Raw genomic sequence first — 17,286 nt, 5'->3', positions numbered from 1 at the left:
GACGCGGCTATGGCGACACCCCTCGATTTCTCGCTCAAGGCGCCGATCGGCCGGCGTCATCGCACGCTTCTGGCCTGGGTCGTGGCGATACTCTTGCATGCGATCGTCATCGGCGGACTGGCTCAGTGGCGGTTGGCTCCAACGCCCACCATGAAGGCGCCGACGAGTCTCGACGTGATGCTCGCGACCCAGGTCGCTGTCGAGCCCGGAGCGGCACAGGCGGTTGCTGAAGCTAGTGAAACAGTGACCGATAGCAAGGCAACGGAGCCCATTCCTCAAGTCGAAACGCCGCCGCTACTAGAGGCACCCACGCCGGCACCTGAACCGAGTGACTCGGAAACCGCAACCGAGCCACCGCCTGCGGCGCAGCCGGAGCCGGCATCCAAGCCGACTCCTGAACCAACCTCGGAGCCAACGGCTCCCAAGACATCGCCGACGCCTGAACCATCTCCAACACCCGAGCCTGTGTCGGAACCTCCGGTGCCCGAGACACCCACTAACTCCTCGCGCGGGAACACGGTGCCCAGCGGTCAGGCTCTACTGGCCCAGGCCAGTGAAAGCGTGCGCCAACAAGGCTTCTCCGCCCCGGCTGCCAGCAACGATAGTAGTGATTCCGACCCCAGGCGCCAGGCTGCCCAGCGGGCTGCTGAAAGGCGCTATATCGATGCCTGGACGCGTCGCGTGGAGACCTACGGCAATCGCCATTATCCGGCGCCGTCAGAGCTCGATGGTCAGCTGCGCATTCGAGCGGTAATCGGTCGTGATGGTCAGTTGCGCCAGGCAGAGGTGATACAATCCTCAGGACATGCCGAACTCGATCAGGCCGCGATGAAGACGGTAGAAGGGGCAGCACCGTATCGTCCCTTCGACCAGGGCATGGGCGGACGCGACAGTCTGACCATCACGCGGACCTGGCGCTTCGGGAAAGGCAATAGTTTTGGCGTGCATTGACGCCAGGGAGGCCCATGCAAAGCTTTCGCAATCATTTCTTACTGGCGATGCCGCATCTTGAAGACCCCCATTTTGCCGGCAGCCTGAGTTTTCTATGTGACCATGACGATAATGGCACCATGGGAGTCATCGTCAATCATCCATTGGAGCTGACCCTGGATAACCTGCTCGAGCAGCTCGATCTCGACGCCTCGGAATGTCAGTCCCGTAACATGCCGGTGCATTACGGTGGCCCGACCCATAAGGATCGTGGCTTTATTCTGCATCTTGGCAGCAGCCAACCCTGGGATTCCAGCCTGCAGGTGTCCGATGATGTCGCTCTGACCACCTCCATGGACATGCTTCAGGCGATCGCCGCAGGCAAGGGACCGGAGAAGTTCCTGGTCTGCCTGGGCTGCTGTGGCTGGGAAGCGGGACAGCTCGAGAAGGAGCTGCTGGACAATACCTGGCTGACCGTCGAAGCGCAGCCCGGCGTGCTTTTCGATCTGCCACCGGAGCAGCGCCTCAGCGCCGCGGCAGGGATTCTTGGGGTCGACCTGAATCTGATGACCAGTCAGGCGGGCCATAGCTGATGTCAGGCTCGGGTAGTCGCCAGGTGCTGGCCTTCGACTTCGGCACCCGGCGCATCGGCGTGGCGGTGGGGCATGAGCTTGTGGCCAGGGCCACGGCGCTTGCGCCGTTGCCTGCCCGAGACGGCATTCCCGACTGGAATGCCGTCTCGAAACTGATAGAGGAGTGGGGGCCGGATCTGTTCGTCGTCGGGCTACCGCTCAACATGGATGGCAGCGAGTCCGAGATGAGTACTCGGGCGCGCAAGTTCGGCAAGCGCCTTTATGGGCGCTATGGCAAGCCCTGTGAAATGGTCGACGAGCGGGGCTCGACCCGTGAGGCCAAGGCGATTGCCAGGGAAGCAGGGCATCGTGGCAATTATCGCGACGACGGCGTCGACGGACTGGCCGCCCAGTTGATTCTCGAGGGCTGGTTCGCCCAACGCGAGGGTTTGCCCGGTCGTGAAGCCTATCGCTAACCTCTTTTGAAAAAGGACTGCCCGTAGATGACACTTCCCGAGATTCCACCGCTGCTCGATGCCATGGTCGCTGAGCTCGAGGCAGCCATCAGCGAGCGGGGCCTGGATCGTCAGCGGCTCGCTCTAGTGGGTATTCACACCGGTGGCGTGTGGATCGCCGATGTCCTGCATCGACGCCTGGCCTTGTCCACCATGCCGGGCACGCTGGACATTGGTTTCTGGCGCGATGATTTCAGCCATCAGGGGTTGCCGGAGACCATTCGCACCAGCCACCTGCCCTTCGATGTCAACGAGCGTGATCTGATACTGGTCGATGATGTCGTGATGTCCGGGCGCACCATCCGAGCCGCCCTCAACGAGCTATTCGATTACGGGCGTCCGCGCTGCGTGCTATTGGCCGCGTTGATATCGCTGCCGGGCCGCGAGCTGCCGATCCAGCCGGACATCTGCGGTGCCCATCTCGAATTGGCTGCCGGTGATCGTGTCAAGCTATCTGGGCCCGAGCCGCTTTCCCTGTCTTTGGTGCCGCGTCCTCAGGAGGCCTCGTGATCGCATCCACCTCATCCAATGCCGCGGCCCGGGTCCAGCTCACCGGCGATGGCCGTTTGCGCCACTTCATCGACATCGAAGGGCTGCCCAAGGCGCTGTTGACCGAAATCCTCGATACCGCCGACAGCTTTCGTGGCGTACAGGATGCCCAGGTCAAGAAGGTGCCACTGCTGCGCGGGCGCACCGTGGCCAATCTGTTCTTCGAGAACTCCACCCGTACCCGGGCAACCTTCGAGCTGGCCGCCAAGCGCCTCTCGGCGGACGTGCTCAACTTGGACATCCAGACCTCCTCCACCGCCAAGGGCGAAACCCTGCTCGACACCCTGCAGAATCTCGAGGCGATGCAGGCGGATGCCTTCGTGGTGCGTCATTCGGATTCCGGGGCCGCCCACTTCATCGCCAGCCAGGTCACGCCCAACGTGGCGATCATCAACGCCGGCGACGGGCGCCATGCGCATCCCACCCAGGCGATGCTCGACATGCTGACCATCCGCCGGGCCAAGGGTGCTTTCGAGAACCTCAAGGTGGCGATCATCGGCGACATCCTGCACTCCCGGGTGGCCCGCTCCCAGGTGCTGGCGCTCAACACTCTGGGAGCGGCGGAAATTCGCGTCATCGCACCACGTACCCTGCTGCCGGTGGACGTCGAGGATTGGCGCTGCCGGGTCTTCACCCGCCTGGAGGAAGGCTTGCAGGACGTCGATGTGGTAATCGCCCTGCGCCTGCAAAAGGAGCGTATGGACGGCGCGCTGCTGCCCTCGGAGGGCGAGTTCTACCGCTATTACGGCCTGACTCAGGAGAGCCTGGCCTGGGCTCACCCAGAGGCCATCGTCATGCACCCGGGGCCGATCAATCGTGGGGTCGAGATCGAGTCCGCCGTGGCCGACGGATCGCGCGCGGTGATTCTTGATCAGGTCACCAACGGCATCGCCGTGCGCATGGCGGTGCTGTCCATGGCGGTCAGCGGGCAGACCCAGGCGCGGTCTCGACGCTAGAGGCAGACGACTGGCGGCCACGCTTGTCGAACCGGGCAGGGCTCTTCTATCTTGCTAATTCTATCCTCGACGGTAGCCGGCGCCGATGGATGCAGGCGCCGGCCCTCATTCAGTGCACCACAGGAGTGACCGCACATGACGGATCAGCAGCAACCCCCACAGGAACAGCACAAGCAACCCGGCGACGAGTACGCCATGCGGCCCGAGCCGGAGTTCATCCGCGCCAGCTATCGTGGCGCCGACAAGCTCAAGGACAAGGTGGCGATCATCACCGGTGGCGACAGCGGCATCGGGCGCGCCGTGGCCCTGCATTATGCCCGGGAGAGCGCCGACTGCGTGCTCGTCTACCTCGACGAGGATCGCGACGCCGAGGACACCCGGGCCCTGGTCGAGGCGGAAGGGCGTCGCTGTCTTATTCTGAAAGGCGACGTCGGTGATCCCGGCTTTTGTCGTGAAGTCGTCGATAGGGCGCTGAAAGAATTCGGCAAGCTCAACATCCTGGTGAACAATGCCGCCGAGCAGTACGACTGGGACGATGTCACCCAGATCCCCGACGAGCAGTGGCACCGCACCTTCCAGACCAACATTCATAGCCACTTCTACATGGCCAAGGCAGCCTTGCCGCACATGCGTGAGGGTGACACCATCATCGCCACCTCTTCGATCAACGCTTTCAAGGGCAACAATACCCTGATCGACTACACCACCACCAAGGGGGCCATTCAGGGATTCATGCGCTCGCTGGCGGTCTCTCTGGTGGACAAGGGCATTCGCGTCAACGCCGTCGCCCCCGGTCCGGTATGGACGCCGCTGATCCCGGCCAGCTTTGACCAGGAGAAAGTGCAGGGCTTCGGTGGTCAGGTACCCATGAACCGCGCCGGACAGCCCAGCGAGATGGGACCGGCCTACGTCTACCTGGCCTGCGAGGAATCCTCCTACATGACCGGCCAGACGCTGCATCTCAACGGCGGGGTGGTGCTGAATACATGACAGGCGACTCATCGAATCATGGCAGCCGCCATTCTCCAAGTAATGGGTCGGTTGGTGCTGTCGTACCCGATTGGCAAGGTGCGAAGCTGCCCGAGCGTCTCGTGTTGCAAGGCCGCTTCTGCCGTGTCGAACCTTTTTCCGGGGAGTTTTCGCATGCAAATCCGTCTTGCGACAAGTGATGATCTCGATACCCTGCTGCCGCTACTCGAGGATTATCGCCACTTCTACAGGCAATCTCCTGACTCGGAGCAAGCGCGGGACTTCCTCAGGGTACGTTTCGAGCGCAGGGATTCGGTGATTCTGCTGGCCGTTGATGAGCAGAATCGGCTGCTGGGGTTTACCCAGCTGTTCCCGACGCCGAATACGGTGCGCTTTGGCGAGCGCTGGATCCTCAACGATCTGTTCGTCGTTCAGAAGGCACGCCGCCAGGGAGTTGGTCGAACCTTGCTCGAGGCTGCCCGCTCCCATTGCGAAGCGAACGGTGTCGGTGAGATGCGCCTTGCCACGCAGGTGGAAAATCATGCTGCAAAAGCACTCTACGAGTCCCTGGGCTGGCAGAAGATTACCGCGTTCGAGCATTACTCGTTGGTACTGAGCCAATTCAGGTGAGTGAGGCCGCCCAAGGAGGTTGGAGCAGTCAAGCCAGATAGTCGTGCACAACCCTTCCTAGCGGCAGCGTCAGAGCCGTGAGCATGTGTTGCACCGAAACGATCTCGCGCTGTCCACGTCGGCGATGGCTACCCGTCCGCCGTCTCGACGAAACGCTCGACCACCCGATAGCCGATGCCGCCGATCCTGCCGGTGATAACCGCTACCTTTCCATCAGGTGTCATGTCGTTCTCCTTATGTTGATCAGTAAGGGTCGAAGACCCGGATTCCCTTGTCCATCTCCACAGGTGCAAGCCAGTCGGGCATCCCAATTTCGCGAGTCACGTCCTGATAACCGTCCTGCCAATGCTCCTGCATGGAAGCGCGCGAAAACTGGAAGTCCTTGGCCAGGGATTCATAGCGCTTGCGCTTGTAGATCAGATGCACGATGTCCACGCTGCGACGTTCACCCAGCGCAAGATAGTCCTGCAGCGCCGGATCCCTGCGCGTGGCCTCGGGCAAGTGCTCGGCAATCTCGGCAATGGCCCGACGCAATTCCAGTTCGCGGCGATAGGCATCGGTCACCGTTCGAGTGCGGCTCGAATAGCTGATCTCCTTTTGTCTGTCCTGGACTTCCAGCAGATTGCGCGGCACGGTGCCCCGGGCATTCCACAGATCGATCTGGAATATCAGCATGTCCCTGTCCCTGGACTGTTGCAGCACATGACTGAGCGGCGTATTCGAGACCAGGCCGCCATCCCAGTAGAACTCGCCGTCCACCTCCACCGGCGGCAACGCCGGGGGCAGAGCGCCGCTGGCCATGACGTGCTCGGGGCCGATGCGTTGGCGAGCATTGTCGAAGTAGATGAAATTGCCCGTTTCGATATTGACGGCCCCTAGAGACAAGCGGGTTTCTCCGGTGTTGATGCGGTCGAAGTCGATCAGGGCTTCCAAGGTATCGTATAGCGGCGACGTATCGTAGAAACTGGTCGCGCCTTGCGCGCCACTGAACAGCAGGAACGGCTGAGGGAAGCGCGGCTTGAAGAACGAGGAGACGCCAAGAAGCATCACGGCCCAGGCATTGTAGGCATTGAACAGCCCACGGGGAAAATCCCCGCTCGGTGCCGACAGATTCAGGGTCGCGGTAATCTTTTCCCAGAAGGCGCGTAGCTTCTCGATACGCTGATCCGGCGGATTGCCGGCGATGATGGCTGCATTGATACTGCCGATGGAGATACCCGCCACCCAGTTCGGGGTATAGCCGTTTTCCATCAATGCCTCATAGGCACCGGCCTGATAGGCGCCCAGGGCGCCGCCGCCCTGTAATACTAGAGCGGTATGACGCTCCTTGTTATCGGGGGCCTGATCGATGTCGTCCGAAAGCGCTTCTTCATTTTTTGTCATAGGATTTCTCCTCCTTTCTCAAAAGTAGCAGGCTAACTAAATGCGTCTGTATGTTTCGCGTAATGAAAGGTTGCAGACTTTATTTTCATGGCTTGATCAACCGTCAATCGGATCCAACGATCGGACAAATGCCCTGGCCATGGTGATGCTCGGTTGTCTGCGCGTGGCTGCCTGGATGCAAAGAACGCGTCGTGAATTCATGACGAGGCGGCTACGTTATACTGTTGCCGGTCTCGCCCGACGAGGCCGCATGATGTCAGCTATTGCCACCAATCATTATCGATCAAGAGAGCCGCCATGAGTGCCGATAGTTCCGTTATTCCTGCCTCCGTTCTTCTCACCGGTGCCCGTCTGATCGATCCTGCCAGTGGTGTCGATACCCGCCTCGATCTGGCGATCGAGGCGGGGCGGATCGTGACGCTCGAGCATGCCGAGAAAGCATCGCTTTTGCATCGAGATGTCAGTGGCTGCGTGATCACTCCAGGGCTTGTCGATATCGGCGCCCACTTGCGCGAGCCGGGACCACGCTACAAGGGCAGTCTCGACAGTGAATCCGCCGCCGCTCTGGCGGGCGGCTATACGCGTATCGCGCCACGTCCGGACACCAGCCCGGTACTCGATAGTGCGGCTCATGTACGCACCCTGCGCGATCGCGCCGCCGAAATCGATGGAGTGCATCTGATTCCCCTGGGGGCATTGACCCAAGGATTGGAAGGCCAATTGCTGGCCAACATGGCCGGTCTCAAGAGCGCGGGGTGCGTAGCTCTGACCAATCTGCGCCGACCACTGGCGGATACGCGGGTACTGCGCCGCTGCCTGGAATATGCCGCGACCTTCGACATTCCCGTGATCTTTCATCCCGAAGACGCGGCGCTAGCGACGGGTGGCTGCGCCCACGAGGGCAGTGTGGCTTCGCGGCTGGGGTTGCCCGGCATCCCCACTACCGCCGAGACCACGGCGTTGGCCCAGTGGCTATTGCTGATCGAGCAGACCGGCGTGCGCGCTCATGCCGCCCATCTCTCCTGTGCGCGCAGCGTCATGTTGATCGAGGACGCCAAGCAGCGTGGGTTGCCAGTGACCTGTGATGTGACCATGGCCCATTTACATTGGAGCGATGCCGCCCTGGAAGGCTTCGATACTCGCTTTCATCTGCAACCCCCGCTACGCACCGGGGCAGACCGTGACGCTTTGCGCGACGGCGTGAAGCATGGTGTGATCGATGCCATCGTCAGTGGTCATCTGCCTCACGAGCAGGCGGCCAAGATGGCCCCCTTTGCGGCCTCGGAGCCGGGCATGAGCAGCCTGGAAACTGTTTGGGCCCAAGGTCAGACTCTGATCGAGGAAGGAGCCTTCGACCTGCCCCGGTTGATCGATTGTCTTACTCTGGGGCCGGCTCGAGTACTGGGTCTGCAGCCCGGCAGCCTACAGCCAGGTGAGGTGGCAGATCTGGCCGTCTTCGATCCGACGCGTCGTTGGACGCCGGAGAGCACGACACTTCACTCGGCGGGACTGAATACGCCTCTATTGGGCCAGTCAGTGAGTGGGCGCTGTGTGTTGACCCTAGGGGGTGGGAAGATACGCTTCAGCGTGAAGGATTGACGCTACATTGATGCGAATCAATGAGTGATTTGCCAGGTCGTTGATACTCAGGGACATCAACAGGAGATGTACCATGACCACTCAACGGCATTCCCCACAAGCGCCAAACTCGGACGCCCGCGAGAGTTTCACGGAGCATGTTCAGGGGCCTGGCATCGTGCACCAAATGGCACTGCTGGAACCCGTGGCACTCAATGAGTTGATCAGCGATCTTGAAGCACCGTTGAATCCAAATTTCGAGCGTGCCGTCGAGGCCATTCTGTCCCAAGACACTTTACCCACGTTCGACGCGGCCAGAACGCTATTGCCGGCCATGCTTGCGCGTTTCGGCCTGACGGAAGAGGATTACGACACCCGCGCCGAAACGCTGGCGGCATTGCGCAAGGCCTGCCATGGATGCCCGATTAAAGGGCGTTGTTGGCAGGTGCTGCGCAGTCATGCGGATGCCGCGGCCTGTGGTGCCTTCTGCCCCAGTGCCGAGACGATCGCCCAGGATGCGGTCGATCTTCTCGAATGATGGCACGCTCCTTTGCTCTTGGAAAAGAACGCAGGCCTACTGCGTGGCCTCTTCGAGCTGAGGTAGGCGACCTCCAATCTGCAGCGTGATCTCGCGGGCAGCACGTCCTACCAGGCCGCCAAGTTCCACAAGACGCGATTCGGGAATGCGTGCTACCGGGCCCGAGACCGAAATGGCCGCCAGGGGCGCGCCATGCTCATCGTGAATCGACGCGGCCACGCAATTGAGTCCGATAGCATGCTCCTGGCGATCACAGGCATAGCCTTGGCGGCGAATTTGCGCCAGGCCCTGATGTAAGCGGGCAGGCGTATCCAGGGTATTCTCCGTCACCCGGTTGAGGCCGCGAGTCTGCAGGATGCGTTCGATCTCGCGTTCCGGTAGCCAAGCGAGTAGCGCCTTGCCGATGCCCGAGGCGTGTAGCGGGGCGCGAGACCCCAGTCGAGTGATCATGCGCATCATCTGAGGCGATTCGCTCTGGGCAAGAAACACCGCCATGCCATCGTCGCGAATGCCCATATTGGCGGTTTCACCACTTTCCTGGGTCAATTGACGCAGGAAGGGGCGCGCCGTGGCGACATAATCCCGCGCTTCAAGGAAGGTATTGCCGATCTGAAAGGTCTTGACGCCGATCTTCCATAAACCAAGATCGGCGTCCTGGGTAATAAAGCCTTGCTTGTACAACGCCTGAAGTAGCCGATGGGTCGTGGAAGGCGCCAGCCCTACGATCTGCGCAATATCGGAAAGGCCCAGCCCTGCGGGAGTGGCCGCCAGCTCCTCGAGAATCGTCAATCCACGTACCAGCGATTGACTATGGCCGCCACCCCCTTTGGTGGCGGGACCCGCTGGGCGCCCCACCGGTTTGCGTTTGCTCTCTGCCACGCTCGCTCTCCTCACTGCGAGTTTCATGACGTCTAAGCATACACGCTCCCGTAATGGCTGTCCGCCATTACGGAAAAGGTTTCCATTACGCTTTCAAGATTGACCAGGCATTGGAAATTAACCAGTTGCACGATCCTCTAAACGAAAGCGGGCGATCTGATTGATCTGCTCGATGGCGGTGCGCCGCTCCTCCTCCGGGGAGTGCTCGAGGCGCGTTTCGAAGGCGGCCAGAATCTTGTGACGATCACTGCCCTTGACTGCCATCACGAAGGGAAAGCCAAAGCGCGACTTATAGGCTTCGTTGTAGCGATGAAAGCGTTCGAATTCTTCCGGGGAGCACTGGTCAAGTCCGGCACCGGCCTGTTCGCGAGTCGAATCGTCGGTCAGTTCGCCGCTCTTGGCCGCCTTGCCGGCGAGGTCCGGGTGGGCACGAATCACCTCCAGTTGGCGCTCGGCCGGGGCGTTGGCAAGAATTGCACTCATGACGATGGCAAGCCCTAGGGGAGTGTCCTGCTCTTCCTCAAGTCCTTTGTCCCAAGCCTGTTCGGCGACCCAGGCAGAGTGCTCATAGATATCGCCATACTGAGCGACGAAGGTATCTCGATCCAGGGCGCTGGGGCGAGGCGAGAGATATGCAGTGGTCATGAGATGGCTCCTGTCATGGAAAATAAAGCGCCTTGACGTTGTTGTATGACAAAATAGAACAATAATGTATACAAAAAAACTTTGAAATGTATTTCTTTTAGCGATAAAACTGTATTCAGCCAGTGAGGATATCTATCATACTGCTCATTGCATTCTTAGCCCAACCTTAGGAGCACAACAATATGGGACGCCTGACAACACATGTGCTGGACACCGCCCAGGGCCGCCCAGGCAATGGCCTGCGGATCGAGATATTTCGTCTGGAGGGAGAGGCTCGCATCCGACTGGGGGAAGTGGTCACCAACGACGATGGTCGCTGTGATGCACCGATTCTCGAAGGCACGGATTTCATCGCTGGAGAATACGAGCTTTTGTTCCATGCCGGCGAGTATCTGGATAGGCAGCAGGTAGCCGGTGATAAACCGCGCTTCCTCGATCATATTCCGCTGCGCTTCGGTGTCGCCAATGCGGAAGAGCATTATCACGTGCCGCTACTGTTATCGCCCTATAGCTATTCGACCTATCGCGGTAGCTGACAGCATCGGCCCCTCCCCGACCGATCGACAACAATCACATACGATGAGAGTTCACTCATGGAAGCCTATCTACTGGAATTCGGCAACATGCTGCTGCGCTGGCTACATGTTATCGCGGCGATCGCCTGGATCGGCGAATCCATCTACTTTGTCATGCTGGACAATGGTCTGAAGTCGCCCCGGGCGGCGGAAGACAAGCAGAAAGGTGTATTCGGCGAGATGTGGGCCGTGCACGGCGGTGGTTTCTATCATAATCAGAAGTACGCCACCGCGCCGGCAAAACTGCCGGACGATCTGCACTGGTCGTTCTGGAAGGCCTATACCACCTGGCTTTCCGGTTTTGCCCTGTTTGCGCTCCTGTATCTGGCCAGCCCCAGCATCTATCTGGTCAATCCGTCGAGTAGTTGGGAATGGGCCGCCAACATGGCGGGCTGGCAGGCCAATGTTGCTGCTGTGCTGTTCCTGTTGTTGGGCTGGGTCATCTACAACGAATTGTGTAAGCGCATCAGTCCCAACATGGAACGTGATGGTGTATTGAGCATCGCCGTGGCGGTGATGATGGTGGTGGTGTCCTATCTCAGCGTGCATCTTTTCGCCGGACGCGCTGCGTTTCTGTTGACCGGTGCGGTAATGGCCACCGCCATGTCCGCCAATGTGTTCTTCTGGATCATTCCCGGACAGCGGCGCATGGTCAAGGCCATGAAAGCGGGTGAAACCCCCAACCCCATCGATGGCAAACGCGGCAAACAGCGTTCGGTACACAATACCTACTTTACCCTGCCGGTGGTGCTGTTGATGCTCAGCAACCACTACTCGTTCATGTATACCCATGACTACGCCTGGGTCATCATGGCGCTATTCATCTTTGCCGGTGCGCTGATTCGCCAGTTCTTCGTGCTCATGCACCAGGGCAATATCCGACCCGCCTATCCGGCTGCTGGCGTGGCGCTGATACTGCTGGCGGTATGGGTTGCCGCGCCAAGCACCCAATCTACCGCACCGGCAAGCCAGCCTACCGCATCGGCGAATGGCAACGGCGCGGCCGAAACCGGTAGTGACGGCGGAATGGCCACGGCCAGCGCCGGCGGAGACATCGGCATCGAGCAGATTCAAACCATCATGAATGAGCGCTGTGTTCAGTGTCACGCCAAGCAACCTTCCCATGCGGGTTTTGCTGCGGCCCCGGCGGGCATCATATTGGATAGCGAGCGCCACACGACGATACAAGCGCAGATGGTCAAGCAGGTGGTGGCGAGTGGCTATATGCCGCTGGGCAATATCACCAAGATCACCGACGAAGAGCGCGCCGCGATCGCTGCCTGGAAGCCGGAACCGCTATAAATTGCCGCCATCAATAGCCAAGGGGGGCGGGCGACTGCCGGCATCCTTCAAAGCGTATACAATGGGCGTTCGGGAGTTGCTCAGACGAGGAAGAGCCATGAGCCAGCAGGAGGTACTGCACGAGCATAAACCTGTCAGAGCGGGTGGGCGCAAGAAGGGTAAGGATGGTGACGGCGCCAAGCGCCACGACGCCATCTACCACACCATCAGCGATGCCATCATCGAGCACCGGCTGCGCCCCGGTGCTCGTCTGCGGGAAGATGCCCTGGCCGACGTGTTCGGAGTGAGCCGCACCGGTATCCGCAAGATACTGCAACGCCTGGCCCTCGAGCATCTGGTGACACTGACCCCGCGACGCGGGGCCAGCGTCACGCGCCCCACCGCGGAAGAAGCCCGGGACGTGTTTGCCACGCGCCAATTGGTGGAATGCGGCATCATGCAGGATATTGCCCGGCACATGACGAGCGCCGAGGCCCGTGATCTACGGGAGCTCGCCGCCCGTGAGCGAAAGGCGCTGAAAAGTGGCGAGCAAAGTGTCGCAATCAAACTCTCGGCGGAATTCCACACTCGGCTGGCGCGACTTTCTGATAATTCGGTAATCGCCGAGTTTGTCGGACATCTGTGCTCACGCTCTTCGTTGATTCTCGCCGTCTACGGCACGTCTGGTCATCTGGGGTGCGAATCCCATGACCACGACGAGCTGATCAACCTCCTGGAGGCGGGGGAGGGTGAGCGTGCCACGGCCTTCATGGGGCGCCATCTCAAGGCCATCGAAGCCTCGCTTTCCATCGTCGAGGAGGAGAACGAGGTGCCGGACCTGCACCATATTTTCTCGCCTTGACTGGCTATACGGCGCTTGGTCGGTGTTGCGTAAGCGGCTTACCCGTTTACGCTGCAGTGGTGTTGCGTTTGTTGCTTGAATTCCGTAATGGAAACTCATTGCGCTTGAACTTTCCAGAGCTTCGCGAATATCCCTTCGCTCGGGGCGATTCATACAGCCACATCCACCAAGATTACTCACTACACAGCGCTCGGTTAAAGCCTGCCAAGCCAGTAATACGGGCGTCGCCGGTCATGAGCAACAGCCAAAACCTGAAAACCTCCAGGCTTTTCTCTATAGACGATTGATAGCGGGAATCGGTGAAAGGGAGCTCTGCGAATGTCTGGCTCTAATTTGATTTGCCAAGCTTCTGGCGATTCGCCGATCAATACAGCCAGAGCTTCAAATTCCTCTATAAAGGCACTACCCAATCCTGGAACCTTCGACTCGTAGTAACCGACTGATTCCAGGAACTCGGCTTCCGCTGCCGGGTGAAAAGAATAGTTCACTTGATCAGTGCTCTAGCCTTCCTCATGACATCCTCACCCGACACGGCCTGAACTGAGCCATCATCGAGCTCTTCGCTTCTACGCCGAGCTTCAAGCAACCAATCAGACCTGAGCTCTTTATCTGACGGAGACTCCAGGCTCAATACCAGTCGCTGGATCAATTGCGCTCGCTCCTCTTTTGGTAGGTGGAGCGCCTCGTCTTCAATTTTCTGGAGATTCATGAGCCAAACCTCTCGTTCGCGCATCACTCAATTTTGACACGGTTGGGTACCGGGTGCCACGAGTTGGTTTTTTCGCTATAACGTCCGGCTCTGCGGCAGGTAAAAGTAAAGGTCGCTTTTTGGCCCGAACTTTTGCCGGTCCGTCAGAAGCCGCAACGGTTCACTGCCATTCAATCTTTAGATCCTTACGTGACTGCGCGCAGTCACGCAGGTAGAGATTTATAAGGCTCTGATACGGAATATCTTTTTTCTCTGCAAGATTCTTGAAGTATGCAACGGTATCCTCATCCAGCCGGATCGTAACCTGCTGCTTTAACTTCTTGGCGTATGGGTTCTTGACGGACTCGGAAAAGTCGTAATGATCACGCATGTCTGTACCCTTCATAAGTTTGTCTTTCTCGCCTATTCGCCTTACGGGCAGAGATGATTCGAATCATCTCACCGTCTCTAACGCAGTGGCACACCACCAACAAGCGAGAATGGATGCTCGTACCGAGGAGAATGAACCGGTCCTCCTCTTCAGAATGGTCTGGGTCAGCTATAAGACGTGCGAATTCATCCGTAAAGGCAGTTTTGGCCTCCTGGAACGAGACGTCATGCTTCTTGCGATTAGCGGCATCCTTGCGGGGATCCCAGTCAAAAGAGTAATGGCTCATAATTACAGTGTAATTATATTATAATTATTATCAAGAAACCGATCCAGATACCGCTGACAGGTATTGGGTAGTAAGCTCTGGCAGCCTGTGCAGAATTCGCATGCTGGCACGTTTTGCAAAATCAATAGCGCCGTATAAAAAAGGCCTCGCCGACACTGTCGGCGAGGCCCTTGTCGCTTCTCAGGCCTGGGCCAGGCGCTTGCGCTCCTTGCCCATCAAGCCCCAGTAGAATAGCCCGCCGAGCCCCGCGCCTATCAGCCAGGCATAGCCGTCCAGGGCCGCCAGGGTGGGTATCCACACCGACGAGACGGAAAACAGCGCGGCGAAGGCGAAGGCGGTCAATGCCTTGCGGTTCCAGCCCTTGTCATAATAGTAGGTGCTGCCGGGCTCGGATGAGAACATGTCTTGAATGTTCAGCTGTTGGCGCCGGATCAGATAGTAGTCCACCACGATGATGCCGTAGAACGGCGCCACGACGGCGCCCAGTACATTGACGAAGCCTGGAATGCCGATGCGACTGATCACCGCAAGCCACAGGGCACCGACGAAGAAGGCGATGATCGCCGTGATCAGGCCGCCGATGCGAAAGCTGATCTTGCTTGGGAAGAGGTTGGCCAGATCGTAAGCCGGGGGAATGAAGTTGGCCACCAGGTTGATGCCTACGGTGGCGGCGAAGAAGGTGATGGCGGCGATCAGGGTCAGCGGCAGGGAATCGACCCGCTCGATGATCTCCGAGGGATTGATCAGCGCGTCGCCGAACAGTGCCACGGTGCCGGCGGTGATGATCAGCGCAATGAAGGAGAAGAACGCCACGTTGAGCGGCAGGCCCAGCAGATTGCCCAGCTTCATCTCGCGCTCGCTACGCACGAAGCGGGTGAAGTCACCGAAGTTGATCACTACCGCGGCAAAGTAGGCGATCATGGTGCCGGTGATCGCCAGGAAGGCGCTCAGGTCGCTGCCTTCATAGTCGCCGCTGTTGCTGAAGATGGTATCGATTGCCGGCAACAGCTCGTCTCCGGCCTTGACCCAGACGATGATCATCAGCACTACCATGACCACATAGACCAGCGGGCCGGCCCAGTTGAGGAAGTGCTTGATGCGCTCGATACCGGCCCAGAAGATCGCCAACTGAAACAGCCAGACGATCACGAAGGCCAGCCAGCCGATGGCGGAGAGCCCCAGGAACTGACCGCCGGGATCGCCGAACAGCGCGGTCAACAGCAGTGCCACCGCGGTCGAGGCAAAATAGGTCTGAACGCCATACCAGAAGATGCCCACGATGGCACGCAGCAACGCCGGCAGGTTGGCACCACGTACCCCCATGCTGGCGCGCACCATCACGGGAAACGGAATGCCGTACTTGACACTGGGCTTGCCGCTCAAGTTGACCAGCACCATCACTATGAAGCCGGCCAGAATGATCGCCGCCATCACCGCCCAGCCGTTCAGGCCGTAGATGATGAACAGCGATGCTGCCAGGGAGTAGCCGAACAGGCTTTGAATATCGTTCGACCAAACATTGAAGATCTCGAACCAGCCCCAGCTACGCTTGCCATGGGGGATCGGTGCCAGGTCCTCGTTATAGAGCGAGGGGTCGAGTCGTGTAATCTTCAGTTCGTCGTCGTGCATGAAAAGCACCTGTCTTGTTGGTTATTGATCTCGTTCTTGCTTTGAATGGCCTTGTTCACTCACGAAAACGCTGGCAGGCCGACCAATGACGCATCAATAGATAGTAGATCACCCCGGCAGGAATCAGGCTGGCGTACCAGGAGACGGCGGAGAATGTCAGCGCCACCGCAGCACCTATTAGCGAGGCGATGATGGCGCCGTAGTTGACGCCACGATAAGGCCCATTGACGTCGTAAAGCTTGTCCACATCCAGGGTGCGACGGCGGATCAGATAGTAATCCACCACCAGCACCGCGAAGATCGGGCCGAGGAAGGCGGAGTAGGTCTGCACGAAGAGTTGCAGGCCGGCGGCGGACTCATCCTTGACCAGTTCCCAGGGGAAGGTGGCGAAGGCCAGGAAGCCGACGATGACTGTTGCGGTACGATATTTGAGTTTGAAGGCGTCCATCAGCACGTAGGTCGGCGGCACCACGTTGTTGAGCACGTTGGTGGTGACCTGGGCGAAGGCGATGAAGAGCAGGGTCGTCATCAACAGCGGCGTGTTGTCCACTGCGTTGGAAAACACCTTGATCGGGTCCGCGACCCCGGTGGCCTCGGACACCATGAAGCCGATCAGCCCCATGAACAGGGTGCAGGGCAAAATCGACATGGAATACAGCGTGGTCAGAAAGCCCGGCCCGGCGCCGTGCTTGAGTTCCCGGGAATAGTCGCTGACGTTGAGCATCATGGTGCTGTAGATGCCCAGAAACAGCATGGTCGCGCCCCAGAAGGGCATGCCCCAGGTGCCTTCGCTATTGACCAGATTGGCTGAGATCTCCGCGCCGTAGCGATCCACCGTGCTGTAGAACATGTAGGTCAAGGAGACCAGGATGAAGCCGCTGCCGATGTTCTCCAGCCACTTGATGCCCTGGAAGCCCAGTACCGACAGGGCGATCTGCAGAAGCTGAAAGACAATGAAGTAAAGCACCAGGTTATCGAAGCCGAACAGGGTGGCGGATACCGCGTTCAAGGCGCCGGCGCCGATCCAGCTTTGAAAGCCGTACCAGACGATGGCCGGCACCGCTCGCACCAGTCCCGGAAAGCGGGTGCCACTGAAACCGAAGGCACTGCGCGCCTGAACCATGAAGGGGATGCCGTACTTGTAACCCGCGGCGCCGTTTAACGTCAGCGCCACACCGATCACGAAACAACCGATAGCGATGGCCAGCGTTGCCTGCACCAGATTGAGGGTGCCGACCACGCTCGAGCCCATGGCGAAGGTGCCGATGGATACGCAACCGCCGAACCAGGCCAGCAGATAGGAGAAGCGCCCCATGATTCGGGTCTTCTGGGGCGCCAGGGATTCCTGTCCAGGCGCTTTGGTCGCGGTTGTATGTGTTGCGCCGGAGTGCGCTCCTGAAGAGGAGGTTGGGGTGGTCATGTTGGTTGCC

General features: G+C 59.3%; 20 protein-coding genes. 12 read left to right on the top strand and 8 right to left on the bottom strand.

Going from position 1 to position 17,286, the window contains the following annotated elements:
* Positions 1 to 9: 9 nt before the first annotated feature.
* The 7 genes from ACPF7Z_RS12505 to ACPF7Z_RS12475 all read left to right on the top strand — a co-directional run bounded on the left by ACPF7Z_RS12505 (position 10) and on the right by ACPF7Z_RS12475 (position 5,121).
* Complete coding sequence (locus ACPF7Z_RS12505; protein WP_425193581.1) at positions 10 to 951, top strand: energy transducer TonB family protein; 942 nt, start codon at positions 10 to 12, stop codon at positions 949 to 951.
* A gap of 14 nt (positions 952 to 965) precedes the next feature.
* A complete protein-coding gene (locus ACPF7Z_RS12500; RefSeq protein ID WP_425193580.1) occupies positions 966 to 1,523 on the top strand; it encodes a YqgE/AlgH family protein in 558 nt (185 codons plus the stop codon).
* Entirely contained in the window at positions 1,523 to 1,978 is a 456-nt protein-coding gene (ruvX, locus tag ACPF7Z_RS12495; protein WP_425193579.1) for a Holliday junction resolvase RuvX, read from the top strand. Before ACPF7Z_RS12500 ends, ruvX begins: the two co-directional genes overlap by 1 nt.
* Positions 1,979 to 2,005: 27 nt before the next feature.
* A complete protein-coding gene (gene pyrR / locus ACPF7Z_RS12490) occupies positions 2,006 to 2,527 on the top strand; it encodes a bifunctional pyr operon transcriptional regulator/uracil phosphoribosyltransferase PyrR (RefSeq protein ID WP_425193578.1) in 522 nt (173 codons plus the stop codon).
* The gene (locus ACPF7Z_RS12485; protein WP_425193636.1) at positions 2,527 to 3,522 is read left to right on the top strand and encodes an aspartate carbamoyltransferase catalytic subunit; all 996 of its coding nucleotides are present in this window, start codon (positions 2,527 to 2,529) and stop codon (positions 3,520 to 3,522) included. Before pyrR ends, ACPF7Z_RS12485 begins: the two co-directional genes overlap by 1 nt.
* A 135-nt stretch (positions 3,523 to 3,657) precedes the next feature.
* Positions 3,658 to 4,512 carry an SDR family oxidoreductase gene (locus ACPF7Z_RS12480; protein ID WP_425193577.1) on the top strand — a complete coding sequence of 285 codons (855 nt, stop codon included), beginning with the start codon at positions 3,658 to 3,660 and terminating at the stop codon, positions 4,510 to 4,512.
* A 153-nt stretch (positions 4,513 to 4,665) separates the two neighbouring features.
* A complete protein-coding gene (locus ACPF7Z_RS12475; RefSeq protein ID WP_425193576.1) occupies positions 4,666 to 5,121 on the top strand; it encodes an N-acetyltransferase family protein in 456 nt (151 codons plus the stop codon).
* A gap of 243 nt (positions 5,122 to 5,364) precedes the next feature.
* On the opposite strand, the gene ACPF7Z_RS12470 is transcribed toward ACPF7Z_RS12475, so the two are convergent.
* Positions 5,365 to 6,504, bottom strand: a complete 1,140-nt coding sequence (locus ACPF7Z_RS12470; protein WP_425193575.1) for a DUF3734 domain-containing protein — start codon at positions 6,502 to 6,504, stop codon at positions 5,365 to 5,367.
* A gap of 297 nt (positions 6,505 to 6,801) precedes the next feature.
* Between ACPF7Z_RS12470 and ACPF7Z_RS12465 the strand changes: the two genes are divergently transcribed.
* Entirely contained in the window at positions 6,802 to 8,103 is a 1,302-nt protein-coding gene (locus tag ACPF7Z_RS12465) for a dihydroorotase (protein WP_425193574.1), read from the top strand.
* A gap of 73 nt (positions 8,104 to 8,176) precedes the next feature.
* Positions 8,177 to 8,620, top strand: a complete 444-nt coding sequence (locus tag ACPF7Z_RS12460; RefSeq protein WP_425193573.1) for a hypothetical protein — start codon at positions 8,177 to 8,179, stop codon at positions 8,618 to 8,620.
* A gap of 36 nt (positions 8,621 to 8,656) precedes the next feature.
* Here ACPF7Z_RS12460 and ACPF7Z_RS12455 read toward each other — a convergent pair whose 3' ends face one another.
* Together ACPF7Z_RS12455 and uraD are read right to left on the bottom strand one after the other, a co-directional pair.
* Positions 8,657 to 9,499 (bottom strand): IclR family transcriptional regulator domain-containing protein, encoded by an 843-nt coding sequence (locus ACPF7Z_RS12455; RefSeq protein ID WP_425193572.1) that lies wholly within the window; start codon positions 9,497 to 9,499, stop codon positions 8,657 to 8,659.
* A 117-nt stretch (positions 9,500 to 9,616) separates the two neighbouring features.
* Complete coding sequence (uraD, locus tag ACPF7Z_RS12450; RefSeq protein WP_425193571.1) at positions 9,617 to 10,144, bottom strand: 2-oxo-4-hydroxy-4-carboxy-5-ureidoimidazoline decarboxylase; 528 nt, start codon at positions 10,142 to 10,144, stop codon at positions 9,617 to 9,619.
* Between the two features lie 182 nt (positions 10,145 to 10,326).
* Between uraD and uraH the strand changes: the two genes are divergently transcribed.
* The 3 genes from uraH to ACPF7Z_RS12435 all read left to right on the top strand — a co-directional run bounded on the left by uraH (position 10,327) and on the right by ACPF7Z_RS12435 (position 12,862).
* Positions 10,327 to 10,680 carry a hydroxyisourate hydrolase gene (gene uraH, locus ACPF7Z_RS12445; RefSeq protein WP_425193570.1) on the top strand — a complete coding sequence of 118 codons (354 nt, stop codon included), beginning with the start codon at positions 10,327 to 10,329 and terminating at the stop codon, positions 10,678 to 10,680.
* A gap of 57 nt (positions 10,681 to 10,737) precedes the next feature.
* Complete coding sequence (locus tag ACPF7Z_RS12440; protein WP_425193569.1) at positions 10,738 to 12,021, top strand: urate hydroxylase PuuD; 1,284 nt, start codon at positions 10,738 to 10,740, stop codon at positions 12,019 to 12,021.
* A gap of 97 nt (positions 12,022 to 12,118) precedes the next feature.
* Positions 12,119 to 12,862 (top strand): GntR family transcriptional regulator, encoded by a 744-nt coding sequence (locus ACPF7Z_RS12435; RefSeq protein WP_425193568.1) that lies wholly within the window; start codon positions 12,119 to 12,121, stop codon positions 12,860 to 12,862.
* A 484-nt stretch (positions 12,863 to 13,346) separates the two neighbouring features.
* On the opposite strand, the gene ACPF7Z_RS12430 is transcribed toward ACPF7Z_RS12435, so the two are convergent.
* The 5 genes from ACPF7Z_RS12430 to ACPF7Z_RS12410 form a co-directional block, all read right to left on the bottom strand.
* Positions 13,347 to 13,571 carry an addiction module protein gene (locus ACPF7Z_RS12430; protein ID WP_425193567.1) on the bottom strand — a complete coding sequence of 75 codons (225 nt, stop codon included), beginning with the start codon at positions 13,569 to 13,571 and terminating at the stop codon, positions 13,347 to 13,349.
* A gap of 160 nt (positions 13,572 to 13,731) precedes the next feature.
* On the bottom strand, positions 13,732 to 13,941 hold the full coding sequence (locus tag ACPF7Z_RS12425; RefSeq protein WP_425193566.1) for a BrnA antitoxin family protein: 210 nt from the start codon (positions 13,939 to 13,941) through the stop codon (positions 13,732 to 13,734).
* Positions 13,934 to 14,227, bottom strand: coding sequence for a BrnT family toxin (locus tag ACPF7Z_RS12420; protein ID WP_425193565.1), 294 nt, complete (start codon positions 14,225 to 14,227; stop codon positions 13,934 to 13,936). Before ACPF7Z_RS12420 ends, ACPF7Z_RS12425 begins: the two co-directional genes overlap by 8 nt.
* 180 nt (positions 14,228 to 14,407) lie before the next feature.
* Positions 14,408 to 15,856, bottom strand: coding sequence for an NCS1 family nucleobase:cation symporter-1 (locus ACPF7Z_RS12415; RefSeq protein ID WP_425193564.1), 1,449 nt, complete (start codon positions 15,854 to 15,856; stop codon positions 14,408 to 14,410).
* A gap of 55 nt (positions 15,857 to 15,911) precedes the next feature.
* Complete coding sequence (locus ACPF7Z_RS12410) at positions 15,912 to 17,276, bottom strand: NCS1 family transporter (RefSeq protein ID WP_425193563.1); 1,365 nt, start codon at positions 17,274 to 17,276, stop codon at positions 15,912 to 15,914.
* Positions 17,277 to 17,286 lie beyond the last annotated feature (10 nt).

The organism is Halomonas sp. GXIMD04776 (assembly GCF_049808615.1).
Taxonomy (GTDB): Bacteria; Pseudomonadota; Gammaproteobacteria; order Pseudomonadales; family Halomonadaceae; genus Modicisalibacter.
The sequence above is the reverse complement of the archived record's forward strand: the minus strand, read 5'-3'. Positions and strand labels throughout refer to the sequence as shown.